Source organism: Wolbachia endosymbiont of Rhagoletis cingulata (genome assembly GCF_048537655.1).
Taxonomy (GTDB): Bacteria; Pseudomonadota; Alphaproteobacteria; order Rickettsiales; family Anaplasmataceae; genus Wolbachia; species Wolbachia pipientis.
Map to the genome: position 1 here is coordinate 1514019 of NZ_CP175927.1, position 16319 is coordinate 1530337.

Below are 16319 nucleotides of genomic sequence, written 5' to 3' on the forward strand. Positions count from 1 at the left end.
TTAATGCAAGTATCTAATCAGAAGATTTCTCAGATAAATATTGAGTCAAAATCTCGATGCCTTCATCAATCTCTTTTTCAGTGATAATGAGTGGAGGTAAAATTCTCACAACGTTATCTGATGTTACCCCAACAGTAAGCAAGCCGCGATGACTTAACTCTTCTGCAAACTTTTGATTGTCTGCTTTCACTTTTATTCCAAGCATTAACCCTTTCCCTCTTACTTCCTCTATTATTGGAAATTTACTTGCTAAGTCTTCTAGTTTATTTTTTAAGTATTTACCTCTAATTTCAACATTTTTCAAAAAGCCGGGGCTGAGCAATTCTTCGAGCACAGCATTACCTACTGAGGTTGCAAGCGGATTGCCACCAAAAGTGGAACCGTGCATACCGACCGCCATATATTTAGCAGCATTTTCAGTTGCAAGACAAGCCCCCAGCGGAAACCCCCCGCCTATTCCCTTTGCAAGAGCACATATATCAGGTTCCACTCCTATATGTTCGTATGCGAATAATTTTCCTGTCCTACCAGCACCGCATTGTACGCAATCAAAAAATAACAATATGTCATTTTCATCACACAGCCTTCTTAGTTCTTTCATAAAGACTTCATTCATTACTTTGATACCACCTTGCCCTTGTATTGGTTCTATTAATATAACGCCTATACCACTTGAAATTGCTTTCTTTACGCTCTCAATATTGGGCTCGATGTTATCACACCAATCAATGTAGGGATTTAGTAATTCAGAAAATTTCTGTTTATCGTTTGTAGCACAAGTTAAAAAGGTTCTTCCATGAAATTCACCATGAAATGTTAAAATTCTGTGACGATTTTTATTGCCTTTTCCATTTTGATAGATCCTAGCAATCTTAAGTCCACATTCTACTGCCTCTGATCCAGAATTTGAGAAAAATACAGTGTCAGCGAAACTATTGTTTATTAATTTTTCTGCAAAATTATTGGCAGCAGGTATATTATAGGTATTTGATATATGCCATAATTTTTCTCCTTGCAATTTAAGAGCACTAATTAATCGCGAATTAGTGTGACCTAAGCTACTAACGGCTATTCCGGAGTGAAAATCTACGTAGCGCTCACCATCAACATCATATAGGTAGATACCTTTGCCATGAGAAAAATTTATATTAACAGGAGAATAAACTGGCAAAATAGGAGAAATTGTCATAAAATATTATATGCTAAATTTTATTATTAATAACATAAAAACCGTTGTTTCACAATAAGAAGGATATGTATAAGCTAGGTAAATTGATGTTTTCTGCGTTGAAGAAAAACAAATACACAAAAGTTATTGTATTACTCTCATCGATCTTTATGATTTTATTCAGTGTGATATATTGTAATCATTTACTAAGGAGTAATTTCCTTTCTTCTTACCGTGATTCAAGTGTAAACTTAAAAAGCGTACTGGAAAATGGCATAATAAAAAAATACCATTATTTACTAATAGAAAAGCATCACATTAAATACAAAAATTTTGACTACATAAACCAACTAGTAAAACTACGTGCTGAATTATTACAATCAGTGAGCAAAGTAAAGGATTTCAGCTTAATACTGTATGATCAAAACGGCAGAATAATATTCAGTAATTTTAACACTCAAGATTATGATTATGAACAGTTACTTACAAACGATGAAATTGATAAACTATTAAGTAACCAAGAAATATTTTATACTACAGGAAATACATTAACTTCTATTTTCCCTATATTCCATGAAAATAGCGTTAAACCGTCGTTTTTTTTGAAGATTCTTCGAAACTACAATAATTCTTATGTTATAGCATATGGCCTGTTTTTAACATTTTTGGGCCTATTATTAATAATCTTAATATTAATAATGTTCTATTTGCACTTTTCTAATACCCAAATGCTAGCCAAGCAACATAAAACTAACATTGAATTACAGCAGATAAAAGAGACATTAGAGCAAGAAAATGCAAACAAGCTAAAGTTTTTTGCAAGCGTTACACATGAATTACGCACACCTCTTAATGCTATTATTGGATTTGCAGAGTTGATCAAAAATGAAACTTTAGGTTCAATGGATAACTCTCAATACAAGGAGTATGCAGACGATATATATAATGCAGGGACACACTTACTTGCCTTAATTAATGATGTGTTAGATTTTTCAAAAGCTGAATCAAGTAGTTTAACAGTAGAAAAAGTGAAGTTTAACCTGAACAAAATAATAGATTCATGTGTAAATATGCTATTGCCTAAATTAAAAGAAGCCGGGATTAATTTAAAAAAAGAGATGACTAATAAACAATTATTAGTCATTGCAGATCCCAAGAGAATGAAACAAGTTATAATAAATTTATTATCAAACTCAATCAAGTTTACTCCCAAAGATGGTTTAATAAGAATGGTGATAAAAGAAAATATAGAAAAAAACTTATTAACTATTGAGTTTCATGACAATGGAATAGGAATAATGCAGCAGGACATATATAAAGTTATGTCTGTTTTTGGCCAAGCAGATTCGGGGTATAGAAACGAAGGTACGGGCATCGGATTGCCGCTAAGCAAGAAATTAGTAGAGTTAATGGGTGGAACTTTTGACATTAAAAGTGAAGCAAAACTTGGTACTACGATAACATTGAACTTCTTTTATGAAGAACAAACATGTGAAGATTCGATTGATTTTTAATAGGATCTATTTGATATGGCCTTACATCAGACGAAAACCACACTTTATCAAGAGCGGCAAGCCGAGAAGGTAGGCAGAAATTCATCAATAAGCCCCCATCAAGAATCTTATCTGTTAGCTATATATAAAATTTGATACTCTGACTACAATATACTACTATAGATGGAAGTGTTATTAATGGAGCAAGGTATGGAATTAGCAGTAGGAAATAATGCACCCGATTTTAGCTTGCCAGCAGATTCTGGTGAAAATTTATCACTGAGTGAATTTTTTGATAAAAAAAATGTAGTTCTTTATTTTTATCCTAAAGACGATACTCCGGGTTGTACAATGGAGGCAAAAGGCTTTAGAGATAAAATAGATGATTTTTCTTTCCTTGACACAGTGATAATTGGTGTATCAAAAGATAGTGTTAAGTGTCACACTAACTTCAAAGCAAAATATTCTCTGCCGTTTTCTTTAGTTTCTGATGAGAATGCTGAAATGTTGGGAAAATATGGTGTTTGGGTAGAGAAAAGTATGTTTGGCAAAAAGTATATGGGAATAGAACGCACTACTTTTTTAATAGATAAAAAAGGTAAAATAGTGAAGATCTGGAAAAATGTAAAAGTTAGTGGACATGTTGATGAGGTTCTGGAAGAAGTAAAGAGAATATAAACTAAAGAATAGGTTAATGGCTACCCATTGCTACATAAAAAAGCTGAAATTACATAATTTTCGTAGCCACTCAAACTTTGAACTGGATTCAGATGATAGCTCAGTTGTAATAACTGGCAAAAACGGTATTGGTAAAACTAATATACTTGAAGCAATCTCGTTGCTTGCTAAAAGCAATGGAATGAAAAAAGCAAAAGCCAGTGAGATACAAAATAGATTCAGTAATGAAGATTGGGTAGTGCACTATGATTTTTTTAATGGAATGGATTTTAATTCAATTGGTATCGCAAAGAGTTTTGATAAGAAACTAATACAAATTGATGGAAAAACGCAATCGAGTTATTCATCTTTGTATAAGATATCCAATGTAATATGGCTGATTCCACAAATGGACTATGTTCTTCTTAATTCTCCAAGTGACAGATTAAAATTTTTAGACCGTATAGTCTCACTGTTTGAGGAAAATTACACTTGCTGCTACATGAAACACAGAAAAGCTAAACGTGAGCGAAGTAAACTGTTGAGAGAGAACACCTTGGACGAAAATTGGCTCTCTAGTCTTGAAAACATAATGGCCGTTAATGCAGTTAGTATTTTACGTATGCGATCGTCTGTTTTAAAGACACTACAAGACACAATTGATAACCATTCCAGTGAGTTTTTTCCGAAGGCAAGTTTGAAATTCAGCAGCCAGCTAACTTTGGACGATACTGCAGAATATTTTCAGAATCGTCTAAAGGAAAACAGAGAAAAAGATTCATTGACTGGTAGAGTAACCTTTGGTGTGCATAACGATAATTTTCGGGTTTTTTGTCAAAAAAGAAACGTACCAATAAATCTGTGCTCCACTGGAGAACAAAAGTTATTACTGCTTTCTATTATTTTATCCAGTGTAAAAGCAAGGTGTATTCATTACAATAAGGCACCACTTCTTCTACTTGATGATATAATGTCTCATCTGGATAAACATTACAGAAAGGCGTTAATGGAGGAAGTGTTAAGTATTCAATGTCAAACTTGGATAACTGATGTAAATCAAGATAATTTCAATAGCTATCTTTATTCTTTCAAGTTTTTTGAATTATCAAATGAATTAAATGCAAAACTTCCTTGACAAACCTCGCCAGCCCCCTTATCATGATACTGAAGGTATTCAGTTATCTTCATCTGTGCAGATTAAACAGCAAGAAAACAACGTAGTTGGCGTCTTATTTTTAATTTTTTGCACTATGTGCACCTTATGTCTTCACAACATTTCTGGGTTTTTACCTATATAAGCTGAAACGCGCTTATAAGTCGTTTAAGACAGTATAGTACGCCGATTTTGCAGGATTAGAGAGTGACAACTAGCTAACACGGGGTTTCTTTTGCCTTTTTTTCTGCTTAGTAAATTTCTTAAACATTCAAACTAAGGTGAGTTGCATTCAAAAGCAGCTAAATTGCAGTGTTTAAGACTTAAAAAACGCCAATACTGAAAATAGACAATGACCAGGGCTTCTTTTGCCTTTTTTTTCGTTTGGTAAATTTCTTAAATATTTATGGCTAAACGACAACCGTCATCCCGCTACTTGTTAGCGGCTGAGATACCGCGAATGAATCGCGGTATGACGGTTCGCGGTGACATGACGATCAGCCTTGTCATTCTAGCGCGTGGCGCTGGAATCCAGACTTTAACTGATATGATTACAGAAAGAGAATTTATTAGGTAGTTATAGACACTGAAAGTGGTAAAACTTACCACTTTCAAGTAAAGAAAACTACGTTTACGCCTTCTATAATTTCTATGGATTATTCACTACTGCACCGTCTTCACAAATCACACCTCCTGGTGTTATTTTTGAAACGACTACAGGAGCGCCAAAAAACACAGCAGTAAATGCACCGAGTGCAAAAAGCGCTGGCCATGGCATTCTGCCAAATATCGCAAGCAAAGCTGCACCTATTATCACTATTGTGATCATCGGCCCACCTATGCCGTGAGTATAGCCTATTATCTTGCATATCACTGATGATGTTATATCACTTTCATCAACAAAAACGGTGTTGGTGGTGCCACCACTAGTATTAGCATTTGCATCAAACGCAAAGGAGAGAATTAACGCCACAAGTAGAAGAAAATTTTTCATTACGCCTCCTATAATTTCTGTTTCATGTTTGATTATCTATCGCTTTGATTAAATTTAAGTAAATGGTGAGGGTTCTAGTAAATTTGTCATCCTATCAGTTTATAAAAATTCCCGGATCTCAGTGTTATTCACTTGGACAACATTTATACAATTGTGGAATAATGGTGCTCCTTTAAGGAGCACCATTTAGCTAATGTTTTTCTGAAATTTTAGTGCCTAGTTGCATGTATTTGTTGTTGCATTCCATACTTTACCATCAGGGCAAGCAGTTGCACCATTTTTACAAATCACACCGCCTGGTACTATTTTTGAAACAACTACAGGCGCACCAAAAAACACAGCAGTAAATGCACCGAGTGCAAAAAGCGCTGGCCACGGCATTCTGCCAAATATTGCAAGCAATGCTGCACCAATTATTACTATTGTGATCATCGGTCCACCTATGCCGTGAGTATAGCCTACTATTTTGCATATTGTATTTGACGTTGCGTCATCAGTAACACTGCTAGCAAAAGCATTATCAAATGCAAAGAAGAGAATTAACGCCACAAGTAGAAGAAAATTTTTCATTATGCCTCCAATAATTTCTATGGCTTATTCGCTACTGCACCGTTTTGACAAATCACACCTCCTGGTGTTATTTTTGAAACGACTACAGGAGCGCCAAAAAACACAGCAGTAAATGCACCGAGTGCAAAAAGCGCTGGCCACGGCATTCTGCCGAATATTGCAAGCAACGCTGCACCTATTATCACTATTGTGATCATTGGTCCACCTATGCCATGAGTATAGCCTATTATCTTGCATATCACCGATGATGTTGTATCATTTGTATCAACAAAAGTAGTAGGAGGAGCATTTGCATCAAATGCAAAGGAGAGAATTAATGCCACAAGTAGAAGAAAATTTTTCATTATGCCTCCGATAATTTCTATTTAATGCTGGATTATCTACCATTTTGATTAAATTTAAGTAAATGGTGAGGATTTTTTTGCTTAAAAGTATCCTTTATTTCATTTAGAATACTTTTCTTGGTTCGTTTATATTACAGTGCCACAGAAATTTTACAGCATCGTTTATTGTCTTTATCGTGCTTTGATTGACACAATTTATAATGATGGAGTGGAGCATGCAGGGTATTTATCATTTTTAATTCTGTTATCAATATTTCCTTTTCTCATCGTTTTAATGGCTGTGGCGTCAACATTTGCAAATTTTTTAGACCAGTACAACATTGGCTGGGTATTTATCATTGATAACATGCCACAGGATATTTTATCATCTTTGATGCCGCGTATTAGGGAGATAATATCAGGCCCGCCGCAAAGCTTACTAACTTTAGCAATTGTAGGTGCTGTTTGGACCGCTTCATCGACAATTGAAGGGCTTAGAACAATACTCAATAAGGCCTATAAAGTTCCGGTTTCGCCGCCTTATATATTAAGAAGAGTACTAAGTATATTACAATTTTTAGTAATCACGCTTATTATAACTCTAACTATAGTGTTTTCTACACTAGTACCAATGCTAATTGATTTTTCCTATCAGGGACTAAGTTATACTAGGTATTTACTTATTGAATTTGTACTTTTCACAGTAGTCTCTTGGCTATATTTTATGTTGCCAAACATAAAACAAAATTTATCAGACGTATTTCCTGGATCTTGTGTAGCTGTTATTCTTTGGACGATTTCTGCTTCAGCTTTTAAGCAATACTTAAAAGCTTCCTTTGACCAACTGGATTTGATATATGGAAGTTTAGGTGGTGTGGTAGTGTCATTACTATTTTTTTATATGCTAAGTTTGATTTTTATATATGGAGCAAAATTCAATTTTCAGCTAAAATATTTCAATGAATCTCGCTAAGGAGAAAGAAATGGGTAAGTTAGAAGGTAAAGTAGCTTTAATCACCGGAGCTTCAGGTGGAGTAGGCTCTGCTGTTGCAAAAAGGTTTATAAGAGAAGGTGCATGTGTGATTCTGATTTCAAGATCTCTTGATAATCTCAAGCCACTATATAATGAAATTGAAGAGCTTGAAGAATTTAAAGAAGGCTCTGTGAAACTAATTCAGCTTGATCTTTTAGACTTTGAGAATGTAAAGATACTGACAAACATGATAGAAAGCCTGAAATTATCAGAATCTGGAGCACTTGATATATTAGTTGCGTGTGCTGGAATTTTAGGCAAACTGAACCCCATTCATGACTGTGAGATTGAAGAGCTACAGAACGTAATGAATACAAATTTTACTGCCAATTGGTACTTACTAAAAAACTTAGATCCAATGCTAAAAAAGTCTAATGCTGGAAGAGCGATATTCATGACCTCAGAAGTGACACTTTCTCCTTCCTCTTATCCATATTGGATGCCGTATGCTGCAAGTAAAGTTGCACTAGAAATAATGGTGCAGATATATGCATCTGAGACAAAACATACAAAATTATGTGTAAATGCTGTATACACGGAAGGACCTGTGGGTAGTGAGCAGGCATTTCCTGGATCTGAATTGGTGTCACCTGATAAACTAACAGATAAATTTGTGGAATTAGCTTCTGAAGACTGCAGCATATCAGGAAAAATCTTACCGCTCAGCAAATCTCCCGAATAAATTACCATAGTATCTGCAAAGATACCGTTAAGCCCACAATTGTATGAACATTGTGATTTGAGAGTAATCTCCACTAGGAAGGATGTCATCCCAGTGCCTCTATGGTGTCATTCCAGTCTGGAATCTAGTCTTTATTATGCAGCCACTTATTTAAAGTTAAGTTTTCTGGATCCCAGACTGGGATGACACCTCTGGGCACTGCCGTCATAAAGGAACCAGTGTCAGCTACTTGAATGACATCATTTGCTGTGCAATTTACCTTCAAAAATGAATGTTTGTACAGCTGTGTGTCAAGCACTGGAATCTGCCACGCAAATTGCAATGTTCGTACAGTTATGCGTCAAGCCTAAAAGTAATTAGCTAATAGGTTTAATAAAAATTCACATATACAGGAAAGATTGGTAACATTACTTGAATAGAGACCGTTATTGTAATTATGCCGAAACGCACAGATATAGAATCTATATTAGTAATAGGAGCAGGCCCAATAGTTATAGGTCAGGCATGCGAGTTTGATTATTCCGGAACGCAAAGCTGTAAAGTATTAAAAAGCGAAGGTTATAAAGTCATTTTGGTTAACTCCAACCCCGCAACTATAATGACAGATCCTGAGTTTTCTGATGCGACGTATATTGAGCCGGTACTGCCTGAAATCATAGAGAAAATTATAATTAAGGAGAGGCCAGACGCAATATTGCCAACAATGGGCGGGCAAACAGCGCTCAATTGTGCAATAAAACTTGCAGATGATGGAGTGTTAGACAAATACAACGTAGAATTAATAGGGGTAAATAGAGAAGCAATAAAAAAAGCAGAGGATAGAGAGTTATTCCGTCAGTCCATGGATAGAATAGGACTGAAATACCCCAAAAGTATCATTATAAAAAATCAAGAACAAATAAAAAAGGCTTTGGATTACGTTGGATTACCAGCAATCATTCGTTCATCATTCACTCTTGGTGGTGCAGGTAGTGGCATAGCATATAATAAAGAGGAGTTTTTCAATATCGCAGAAAGTGCTCTCAAAATTTCGCCAATAAATGAAGTTCAGATAGATGAATCAATTATCGGCTGGAAAGAGTATGAAATGGAAGTTATCCGCGATTGTAAAGATAACTGCATAATAGTCTGTTCGATAGAAAATGTTGATCCGATGGGAGTGCACACCGGAGATAGTATTACGGTTGCTCCTGCTTTGACTCTGCGTGACGTAGAATACCAACAGATGAGAAATGCATCTATAGCAGTGCTGAGAGAAATTGATGTTAGTGCCGGTGGTGCAAATGTTCAATTTGCAGTGAATCCTAAAGAAGATGGAAGCCTCGTTGTGATTGAGATGAATCCAAGGGTTTCTCGCTCTTCTGCACTTGCTTCGAAAGCAACAGGCTATCCTATTGCAAAAGTTGTAACTAAACTTGCTATTGGCTATTCGCTCGACGAAATACGTAACGACTGTGCTCCAATAATACCAGCAGCATTCGAACCAGTGATTGATTATATCGTCACTAAAATTCCTCGATTTGAGTTTGAGAAATTTAAGGGGACGAATTGTGAATTATCAACCTCCATGAAATCAGTGGGAGAAGTGATGTCTATAGGCCGCACTTTTAATGAGTCACTACAGAAAGCTTTCCGTTCACTTGAAACTGATTTTACAGGACTTGATGAAGTATTTCCTGAGAACATTGATATTGATCACATAAAATCTCAATTAGCAAAATTGCTACCAAACAGATTACTGATTGCTGCTGACGCAATGCGCCACGGAATTAGCATAGAAGAAATAAATTCGATTACAGGATATGACTTATGGTTTCTGCAAAATATACAGCAAATTATATTAACTGAACAAAAAATCAAGGAAAATGGATTTCCTGGAACTGCGTACGAAATGTTAGAGCTGAAAAAAATGGGATTTTCAGATGCAAGATTAGCAAAGTTAAGTAATAGACCTACCTCTGTCATTCCAGTACCCTCTAATGTCATCCCAGTGCGTGACACTGGGATCCAGCCAGCGTTACACGCTGGAGATCGAGTAAAACAAATCGAAGAAATAAGAAAAAAATTTGGCATTAAACAAGTTTATAAACGCGTAGACACCTGTGCAGCTGAATTTGAATCGAGCACTGCTTATATGTATGGCTGCTATGAGGGTGATGTTGAAAATAAAACGGAATGTGAGGCGAATATTTCTGACCGAGAAAAGGTTGTCATTTTAGGAAGTGGTCCAAATCGCATTGGTCAAGGTATTGAGTTTGATTATGCATGCGTACATGCAGCTTCTGCCGCCAAAGAAATGGGGTATGAAACAATAATGATCAACTGTAATCCCGAAACTGTCTCAACTGACTACGATACCGCTGATCGTTTATATTTTGCACCACTCATTGCAGAGGATGTGCTTGAAATACTAAGTAAAGAGCAAGAAAATGGCACACTGGTTGGTGTAATAGTTCAAATAGGCGGTCAAACACCTTTAAAGTTAGCCAAAGTGCTTAACGAGAGAGGTTTCAAAATTCTGGGAACTTCGTTTGATTCTATTGACCTTGCAGAAGATCGCATGAGGTTTAAAAACCTTGCTTTGCAACTTAATTTAAAACAACCTGAAAATTCTATCTGCCATTCAGTAGAAGAAGCGTTAACCAACGCAGAAAAGGTGGGGTTTCCACTAGTAGTCAGGCCATCATATGTCCTCGGCGGTCAGTCTATGTCGATTAGACACGATACTCAGAGCTTTAAAGAGTACGTCTTAGATCAAACTAAAATCTTTGAGCATGGTTCGCTGCTTCTTGATAAATTTTTAGTCAATGCAGTTGAGGTTGACGTTGATGCTGTATGTGATGGGGAAAAAGTTTTCATTGCAGCGGTCATGGAGCATATTGAAGAAGCTGGTATCCACTCTGGTGATTCAACATGCTCAATACCGACAAATACATTGAGTGACGAAGTAATAAAAGAGATCGAGCTCCAAACTGAGAGAATAGCATTAGCATTAAAAGTGAAAGGTCTGATAAACATTCAGTTTGCTGTTCAAGAGAATAGACCTCTTGCAGAACCTGTTTGTGATGAGAAATCTTTAGGAAAAGTGCAGATGAGCACCACAGAATACTCGAATGTATTTGAGGAGCGCAGACAAGCTTTGACGACAAAATTGCCTTCAGAAATCGAGTTATGCAAGAGGTCTAGTGATGTATACATACTTGAAGTGAATTTAAGGGCTAGTCGAACCGTTCCTTTTATTTCCAAGGTAATCAATATTCCTATTGCAAAGCTTGCCACTCAGGTTATTTTGGGTAAAAAATTGAATCAGGAAAACAAGCCTTTCAATCATTTTGCAGTTAAAGCTGCTGTTTTTCCATTTACCCGCTTTGCAGGAGTTGATACTTTACTTGGTCCTGAAATGAAATCAACAGGAGAAGTGATGGGAATTGACTCATCATTTGAAGCTGCACTTGCAAAAACGCACATGGCTGCAGGATACAAGTTACCAACAGAAGGAACAGCTCTGGTTTCAGTAAAAGATGATGATAAAAAGTATATATTGCCAGTTGCACGAATGTTGAAAGAACTGAGTTTTGAAATATATGCCACCAAAGGCACAGCTTCGTATCTGAACAATAACGGCATTGCTGCACAAGCTGTAAATAAAGTAAGAGAAGGCAGACCCCACATAGTTGATATGCTCAAAGATGGAAAAATAAATCTAGTGATTAATACTTCAAAAGGTGTAAAGTCAGTCTCAGACAGCAAAGATATCAGGAGAACTGCTATTTTGCAAAATATAGCTTACAGCACCACAGCTTCCGGAAGTAAAGCGTTAGTGCTTGCAATTCAATATGTAAAGAATAGCAAACTGGAAGTGAAATCATTACAGCAGATACAAAACGTTTAAATATCAAAACTAGAATAATTCACTCTCAAAATGCTAAAGAGAACATAATAAAAAGATGGAAATTTTGAAGGAAATAGTATACCTAAAGAATCAACTAGCGTAATTGAACAGCCAAATGCTGCAACGAATGCTCCACAATCTCACCTAGAGGACACTTCCCTTATATGTTAAGAACAAGTCTTTATAAATATCAAAGTAGTGAGATTAAAGACACACAGAGAAGAGGAATCGTCACGCCCCTTGATTATAAGAATCGTTGTTCAGCAAGGTTCTCTTCTCTGGTTTATTATACTGAAAGTTCCGAACAACTGATTGAGCTTTTAGGCTCGTATATAAGGCTGGAAAATGCAGTATATGTTATTATTACGGAGGAATTATGAATTCATCAAACATTATTGCTGGCATTGATGTTAGCAAAAGTAAATTAGATCTCCACATTCACCCACTTGAGCATTATAAAATATTTGAAAACAATGTACAATCCATTGATGAAATGCTGGACTTTTTACGTTTGCATAATGTAACCAAAATTGGTCTTGAGGCAACTGGTGGATACGAAAAATTATGTGCCTATACTTTACTAAGCAATGGTTTTGAGGTGTACGTCATTCAACCAAGGTGGGAGAGACTATGCTAAAAGCCTTGGTATTACTACAAAAACTGATAAAATAGACTGCAGTATCATCTCACGTTATATTAATAATACAGATATGCGTGTTACTCCTTTAACAGTTAGTAATGGTAATATTGATTGCTTGAAACAAAAATTATCTCGTAGAAACCAACTTGTAGAAATAGCAAAAATACAAAAAACCCAAATCCAACAGGTAACTGATACATCTATAATCAAACAAATAGAGGAACTTCTTGCAATTTTACGTAATCAAATTAAAACTTTAGAAGATGAAATGATTACATTTATCGATCAAAACCAAGAGCTTAAAAGAAAATATATATCAATAACTATATAGTAGCGGGATGACGGTTTTTCAAATTATCGGTAAATCTAAGTCAGTTTAGCTATAGGCAGCAATTTTCTGTATTTATTTTAAATTGAAGAAAGCTCAAATGAAAGATCGTGTTTTGCTAAAAATCACAGAATGCAGTCTGGTTACTATTTAAAAGGATATGTTCAAAAAACTGTGTCAAATCAACTCATACACTTCATTACCAACTTCATGATGAAGTTCCGCAGTTGGATGGAAATAATCAAAAAAGAAATAATCCTTTAGTGTTTCTTTGCTACACCCAGGGTTATAGTGAACGTCAAGTTCCCCTTTAAATATCAACTTTAAGAGTATTTTTATATTTTCTTTAAATCTCCCAACTTGGTCTGCAATGTTCGATGTGCATGCATCTTGACAATTTAAACCTTTGCTCTTGTATTCGCTAAACATACTTCTCATTTTAGAGTTAAGATCAAATGCTTTTATTTCAAGATTTGTACTTTTCTTCATATAATCTAAGCCTTTAGCCAGTTTTGCATTGAAACTCTCCGTGAGCTTTGTAGCTAGTTCCCTTGCTTCTTCATCTCTATTAAAAGCTGGTATTGAGCCAACTTCAGGTGCATTTGCAACAACTACATGCTTAACACCATGTTCATTTAGAACCTTAAGTGCATTACATATTTCACTCACTGCTTGTTCCAACACTTCTTCCGCTTTAGTATCGTCATAAGCAGTGGCAACCATAACATCATTTCCGCCGATTATGATGCAAAATAAATCTTCTTTACCTATATCTGGATGATGTTTAATTACCGCATCTAGCTGGTTAGCTAAACGAAATTTATTGAAGAAATAAGAAAAAATAGGGTCAAAAATTTCAGATGCTGTTGCATATGAAACTGCGTAATTCTGACCTTGCTGTTCGTGGCATCTCCCAAAAAATGAATAACTCCACCCAGGTTTAAATTCATCTAAATCTAAATATTTTGCTATATATTCAACAGCAGTAGGGCCATTGCTAAAAGATCTTCCTTGATAAAAAGGATCATCAAATTTTACGCTTTTTGCAAAGGATAAATTATTTAAAATTCCAATGATTGCGCCATTATCGGATAAGCTATCACCCAGAACATAAAAATTTCTATACTTTGAATTAGAATTGTCATTTTTGTTTGTCATAATATTTACCGTAGATTAGCATGTTGTTTCATTAGATTCATAGAAAAAGAAAAATAGCGGTGAAATTATACAACTTTGGCCTAACTTGCTCTCCACTTTTTCCGGGCAAAATCAGCTTCTTCTTAACTTGACACGTATACTTAAAAGAACCCTCTAAGTTTTCTAGCACGGCTTGGATGTTTCAACTTGCGCAGTGCTTTTGCCTCTATTTGCCTAATTCTCTCACGTGTTACATTAAAAATTTTTCCTACTTCTTCTAAGGTATGTTCCTTCCCATCTTTACCAAGGCCAAAACGCATTCTTAAAATTCTTTCTTCCTTTGGTGTTAAAGTTGCAAGAACATTGGTTGTAATGCCACGCAAGTCAGCAAGTATTGCAGCATCCTCTGGCCTGGAGACTCGCTTGTCTTCTATACAATCACCAAAGGTACTACTATCATCTTTTCCTGTTGGAGCTTCAAGACTTACTGGATCCCTTGCTATTTTCATAACTTTGCGTATTCTTTCCAGTGGCATTGTCAGTTCTACACTCAATTCCTCTAACGTCGGCTCTCTTCCCATCTCATGAGTCATCTTTCTTAATGCTCTGTTGATTTTACTGATAATTTCCACCATATGAACTGGTATTCTAACTACTTTAGACTGCTCAGGTATTGCTCTAGTGATTGATTGTCTTACCCACCAAGTGCCATAAGTTGAAAATTTATATCCACGTTTGTAATCAAACTTATCCACGGCCTTCATAAGACCAATATTGCCTTCTTGTATCAAATCAAGCAGATCAAGGCCTCTTTTTGAATACTTCTTAGCAATGGAAACTACTAGCCTTAAGTTAGCCTTAATCATTTCTTGCTTTGCTTCAGAGACTTCTCGTTCGTGTTTTTGTATTCTCTTGATTAGCTCCTTAAATTCTTGTACGTTATCTTCCTGTATATGCTGCTTAATACCGTTCAAGGTACTAGCTATATGTTCAGAGTTATCGTCTATAAACCTTAAAAATTTGTTTTTTAATTCACCTGTAAAAGAGGACTGATTTTCATTGATCTTTAAAAGACTTATCTTTTTCAATTCGTGCTTTAAAAGCACGTCATCATAAACTTTATAGAAACTTTCTCTATCGATATCGTATTTTCTAGCCTCAGCAATAAGATTAGCCTCTTCAAGCGTAATGGATCTATTTATCTTATAAAGTTCTTGTGTAATTCTGGCAACAGCAGCATCACTTAACTTAATTTGTAATGCTATAGACCATATTTGATTATACAAATTTTCTAGCTCATTAGAGAAATTTTTAGAATTTTTTCTTAATATCAACGCTTCATTTGTTAAAGTAATTATCTCATCCAATGCAACTATGACCTTTGGCAATAAGTCACTTTCCATTTCAAGAATAGAAACATTTAAATTGACTGAACTTATATCTTCATTATTACCGTCTTTCTCATCATCACTTTTTTTACTATCTTTCTCATCATCACTACAGTACTCAGCATCTTCAGAAACATCCTCAGAATCCTCAACATCTTCAGCACTTTCTTCACTCTCTTCACTTTCTTCTTTGGGTACCACATTAAAATCAGAGTTATAAATTGCATCCAGATCTATAATTTCTCTCAGTAAGAGAGCTCCATTACTTAAATCATCACGCCATACTTTTATCACCTTTAATGTTACTGATGTTTCAATTATTGCACGTAACATGTTATGCTTTTCAGATTCAATTTTTTTTGCTATCTCGATTTCATCTGCCCTTGATAAAAGCTTTACGGAGCTCATGTCTTGTAAATAAATCCTCACTGGATCATCATTTTGTACTAAAGTTGCAGTAACATTTGGCGATGTGTCATCATCATCAAGTTTACTATCATCACTGTTGGAAGGAATATCTTCTTCATCTTCGCTACTTTCAAGCACATTAATTCCGGAATCCTGCAATAAAGATATAGCATCATCTATAAAGTCAGACGAAAAATTTTCATCTGATAATTTATCATTTATATCATCAAAGGTGATAAAACCACCCTTTTTTATACTCTTAGTTACCAGATCTTTGATAATTTTTTTCTTATCTTCTGCATCATTAATAGTTGACATCATTACCTTTATAGTTTATAATTTTATTTCTTATTAACAAACAAACTTACAACGAGCAAGTCTATAATTTTACTTTTAACTTGTGGCTATTTGTTACTTCATATAGTTTAAGATACTGTTAATTTATGTACACTT

The 16319-nt window shown here is 35.3% G+C and carries 16 protein-coding genes; 9 read left to right on the top strand and 7 right to left on the bottom strand.

Annotated features, from left to right (window positions below):
• Positions 1-13: 13 nt before the first annotated feature.
• Entirely contained in the window at positions 14-1189 is a 1176-nt protein-coding gene (locus tag ACJZL3_RS06990) for an aspartate aminotransferase family protein (RefSeq protein WP_419198771.1), read from the bottom strand.
• Positions 1190-1254: 65 nt separating this feature from the next.
• Between ACJZL3_RS06990 and ACJZL3_RS06995 the strand changes: the two genes are divergently transcribed.
• From ACJZL3_RS06995 to recF, 3 genes are all read left to right on the top strand, one after another.
• Entirely contained in the window at positions 1255-2682 is a 1428-nt protein-coding gene (locus ACJZL3_RS06995; RefSeq protein ID WP_038198431.1) for a sensor histidine kinase, read from the top strand.
• Positions 2683-2871: 189 nt separating this feature from the next.
• Positions 2872-3339, top strand: a complete 468-nt coding sequence (gene bcp, locus ACJZL3_RS07000) for a thioredoxin-dependent thiol peroxidase (RefSeq protein ID WP_010963157.1) — start codon at positions 2872-2874, stop codon at positions 3337-3339.
• Between the two features lie 16 nt (positions 3340-3355).
• Positions 3356-4453 (top strand): DNA replication/repair protein RecF, encoded by a 1098-nt coding sequence (gene recF, locus ACJZL3_RS07005; RefSeq protein ID WP_138264925.1) that lies wholly within the window; start codon positions 3356-3358, stop codon positions 4451-4453.
• Positions 4454-5120: 667 nt separating this feature from the next.
• On the opposite strand, the gene ACJZL3_RS07010 is transcribed toward recF, so the two are convergent.
• The 3 genes from ACJZL3_RS07010 to ACJZL3_RS07020 form a co-directional block, all read right to left on the bottom strand.
• Positions 5121-5465 carry a TrbC/VirB2 family protein gene (locus ACJZL3_RS07010; RefSeq protein ID WP_038198436.1) on the bottom strand — a complete coding sequence of 115 codons (345 nt, stop codon included), beginning with the start codon at positions 5463-5465 and terminating at the stop codon, positions 5121-5123.
• Positions 5466-5681: 216 nt separating this feature from the next.
• On the bottom strand, positions 5682-6035 hold the full coding sequence (locus ACJZL3_RS07015; RefSeq protein WP_010081965.1) for a TrbC/VirB2 family protein: 354 nt from the start codon (positions 6033-6035) through the stop codon (positions 5682-5684).
• 17 nt (positions 6036-6052) lie between these two features.
• On the bottom strand, positions 6053-6379 hold the full coding sequence (locus ACJZL3_RS07020; protein ID WP_010081966.1) for a TrbC/VirB2 family protein: 327 nt from the start codon (positions 6377-6379) through the stop codon (positions 6053-6055).
• Between the two features lie 136 nt (positions 6380-6515).
• Between ACJZL3_RS07020 and ACJZL3_RS07025 the strand changes: the two genes are divergently transcribed.
• Both ACJZL3_RS07025 and ACJZL3_RS07030 read left to right on the top strand, forming a co-directional pair.
• Entirely contained in the window at positions 6516-7331 is an 816-nt protein-coding gene (locus ACJZL3_RS07025; protein WP_095742838.1) for a YihY/virulence factor BrkB family protein, read from the top strand.
• Positions 7318-8073 carry an SDR family oxidoreductase gene (locus ACJZL3_RS07030; protein ID WP_022626173.1) on the top strand — a complete coding sequence of 252 codons (756 nt, stop codon included), beginning with the start codon at positions 7318-7320 and terminating at the stop codon, positions 8071-8073. Before ACJZL3_RS07025 ends, ACJZL3_RS07030 begins: the two co-directional genes overlap by 14 nt.
• 124 nt (positions 8074-8197) lie before the next feature.
• Here the strand turns inward: ACJZL3_RS07030 and ACJZL3_RS07035 are convergent, their stop codons facing one another.
• On the bottom strand, positions 8198-8371 hold the full coding sequence (locus ACJZL3_RS07035; RefSeq protein WP_167471214.1) for a hypothetical protein: 174 nt from the start codon (positions 8369-8371) through the stop codon (positions 8198-8200).
• Between the two features lie 138 nt (positions 8372-8509).
• Between ACJZL3_RS07035 and carB the strand changes: the two genes are divergently transcribed.
• From carB to ACJZL3_RS07055, 4 genes are all read left to right on the top strand, one after another.
• Entirely contained in the window at positions 8510-11965 is a 3456-nt protein-coding gene (gene carB, locus ACJZL3_RS07040; protein WP_138265033.1) for a carbamoyl-phosphate synthase large subunit, read from the top strand.
• Between the two features lie 164 nt (positions 11966-12129).
• Positions 12130-12345, top strand: coding sequence for a hypothetical protein (locus ACJZL3_RS07045; protein WP_080717592.1), 216 nt, complete (start codon positions 12130-12132; stop codon positions 12343-12345).
• The gene (locus tag ACJZL3_RS07050) at positions 12342-12602 is read left to right on the top strand and encodes an IS110 family transposase (RefSeq protein ID WP_010082049.1); all 261 of its coding nucleotides are present in this window, start codon (positions 12342-12344) and stop codon (positions 12600-12602) included. The genes ACJZL3_RS07045 and ACJZL3_RS07050 overlap by 4 nt, the downstream gene beginning before the upstream one ends.
• Positions 12553-12936, top strand: a complete 384-nt coding sequence (locus ACJZL3_RS07055; protein WP_227738615.1) for a hypothetical protein — start codon at positions 12553-12555, stop codon at positions 12934-12936. The genes ACJZL3_RS07050 and ACJZL3_RS07055 overlap by 50 nt, the downstream gene beginning before the upstream one ends.
• 174 nt (positions 12937-13110) lie before the next feature.
• Here the strand turns inward: ACJZL3_RS07055 and ACJZL3_RS07060 are convergent, their stop codons facing one another.
• A complete protein-coding gene (locus tag ACJZL3_RS07060; RefSeq protein ID WP_010082050.1) occupies positions 13111-14091 on the bottom strand; it encodes an SGNH/GDSL hydrolase family protein in 981 nt (326 codons plus the stop codon).
• Between the two features lie 140 nt (positions 14092-14231).
• Positions 14232-16184 (bottom strand): RNA polymerase sigma factor RpoD, encoded by a 1953-nt coding sequence (gene rpoD / locus ACJZL3_RS07065; RefSeq protein WP_012673419.1) that lies wholly within the window; start codon positions 16182-16184, stop codon positions 14232-14234.
• Positions 16185-16319: the final 135 nt, after the last annotated feature.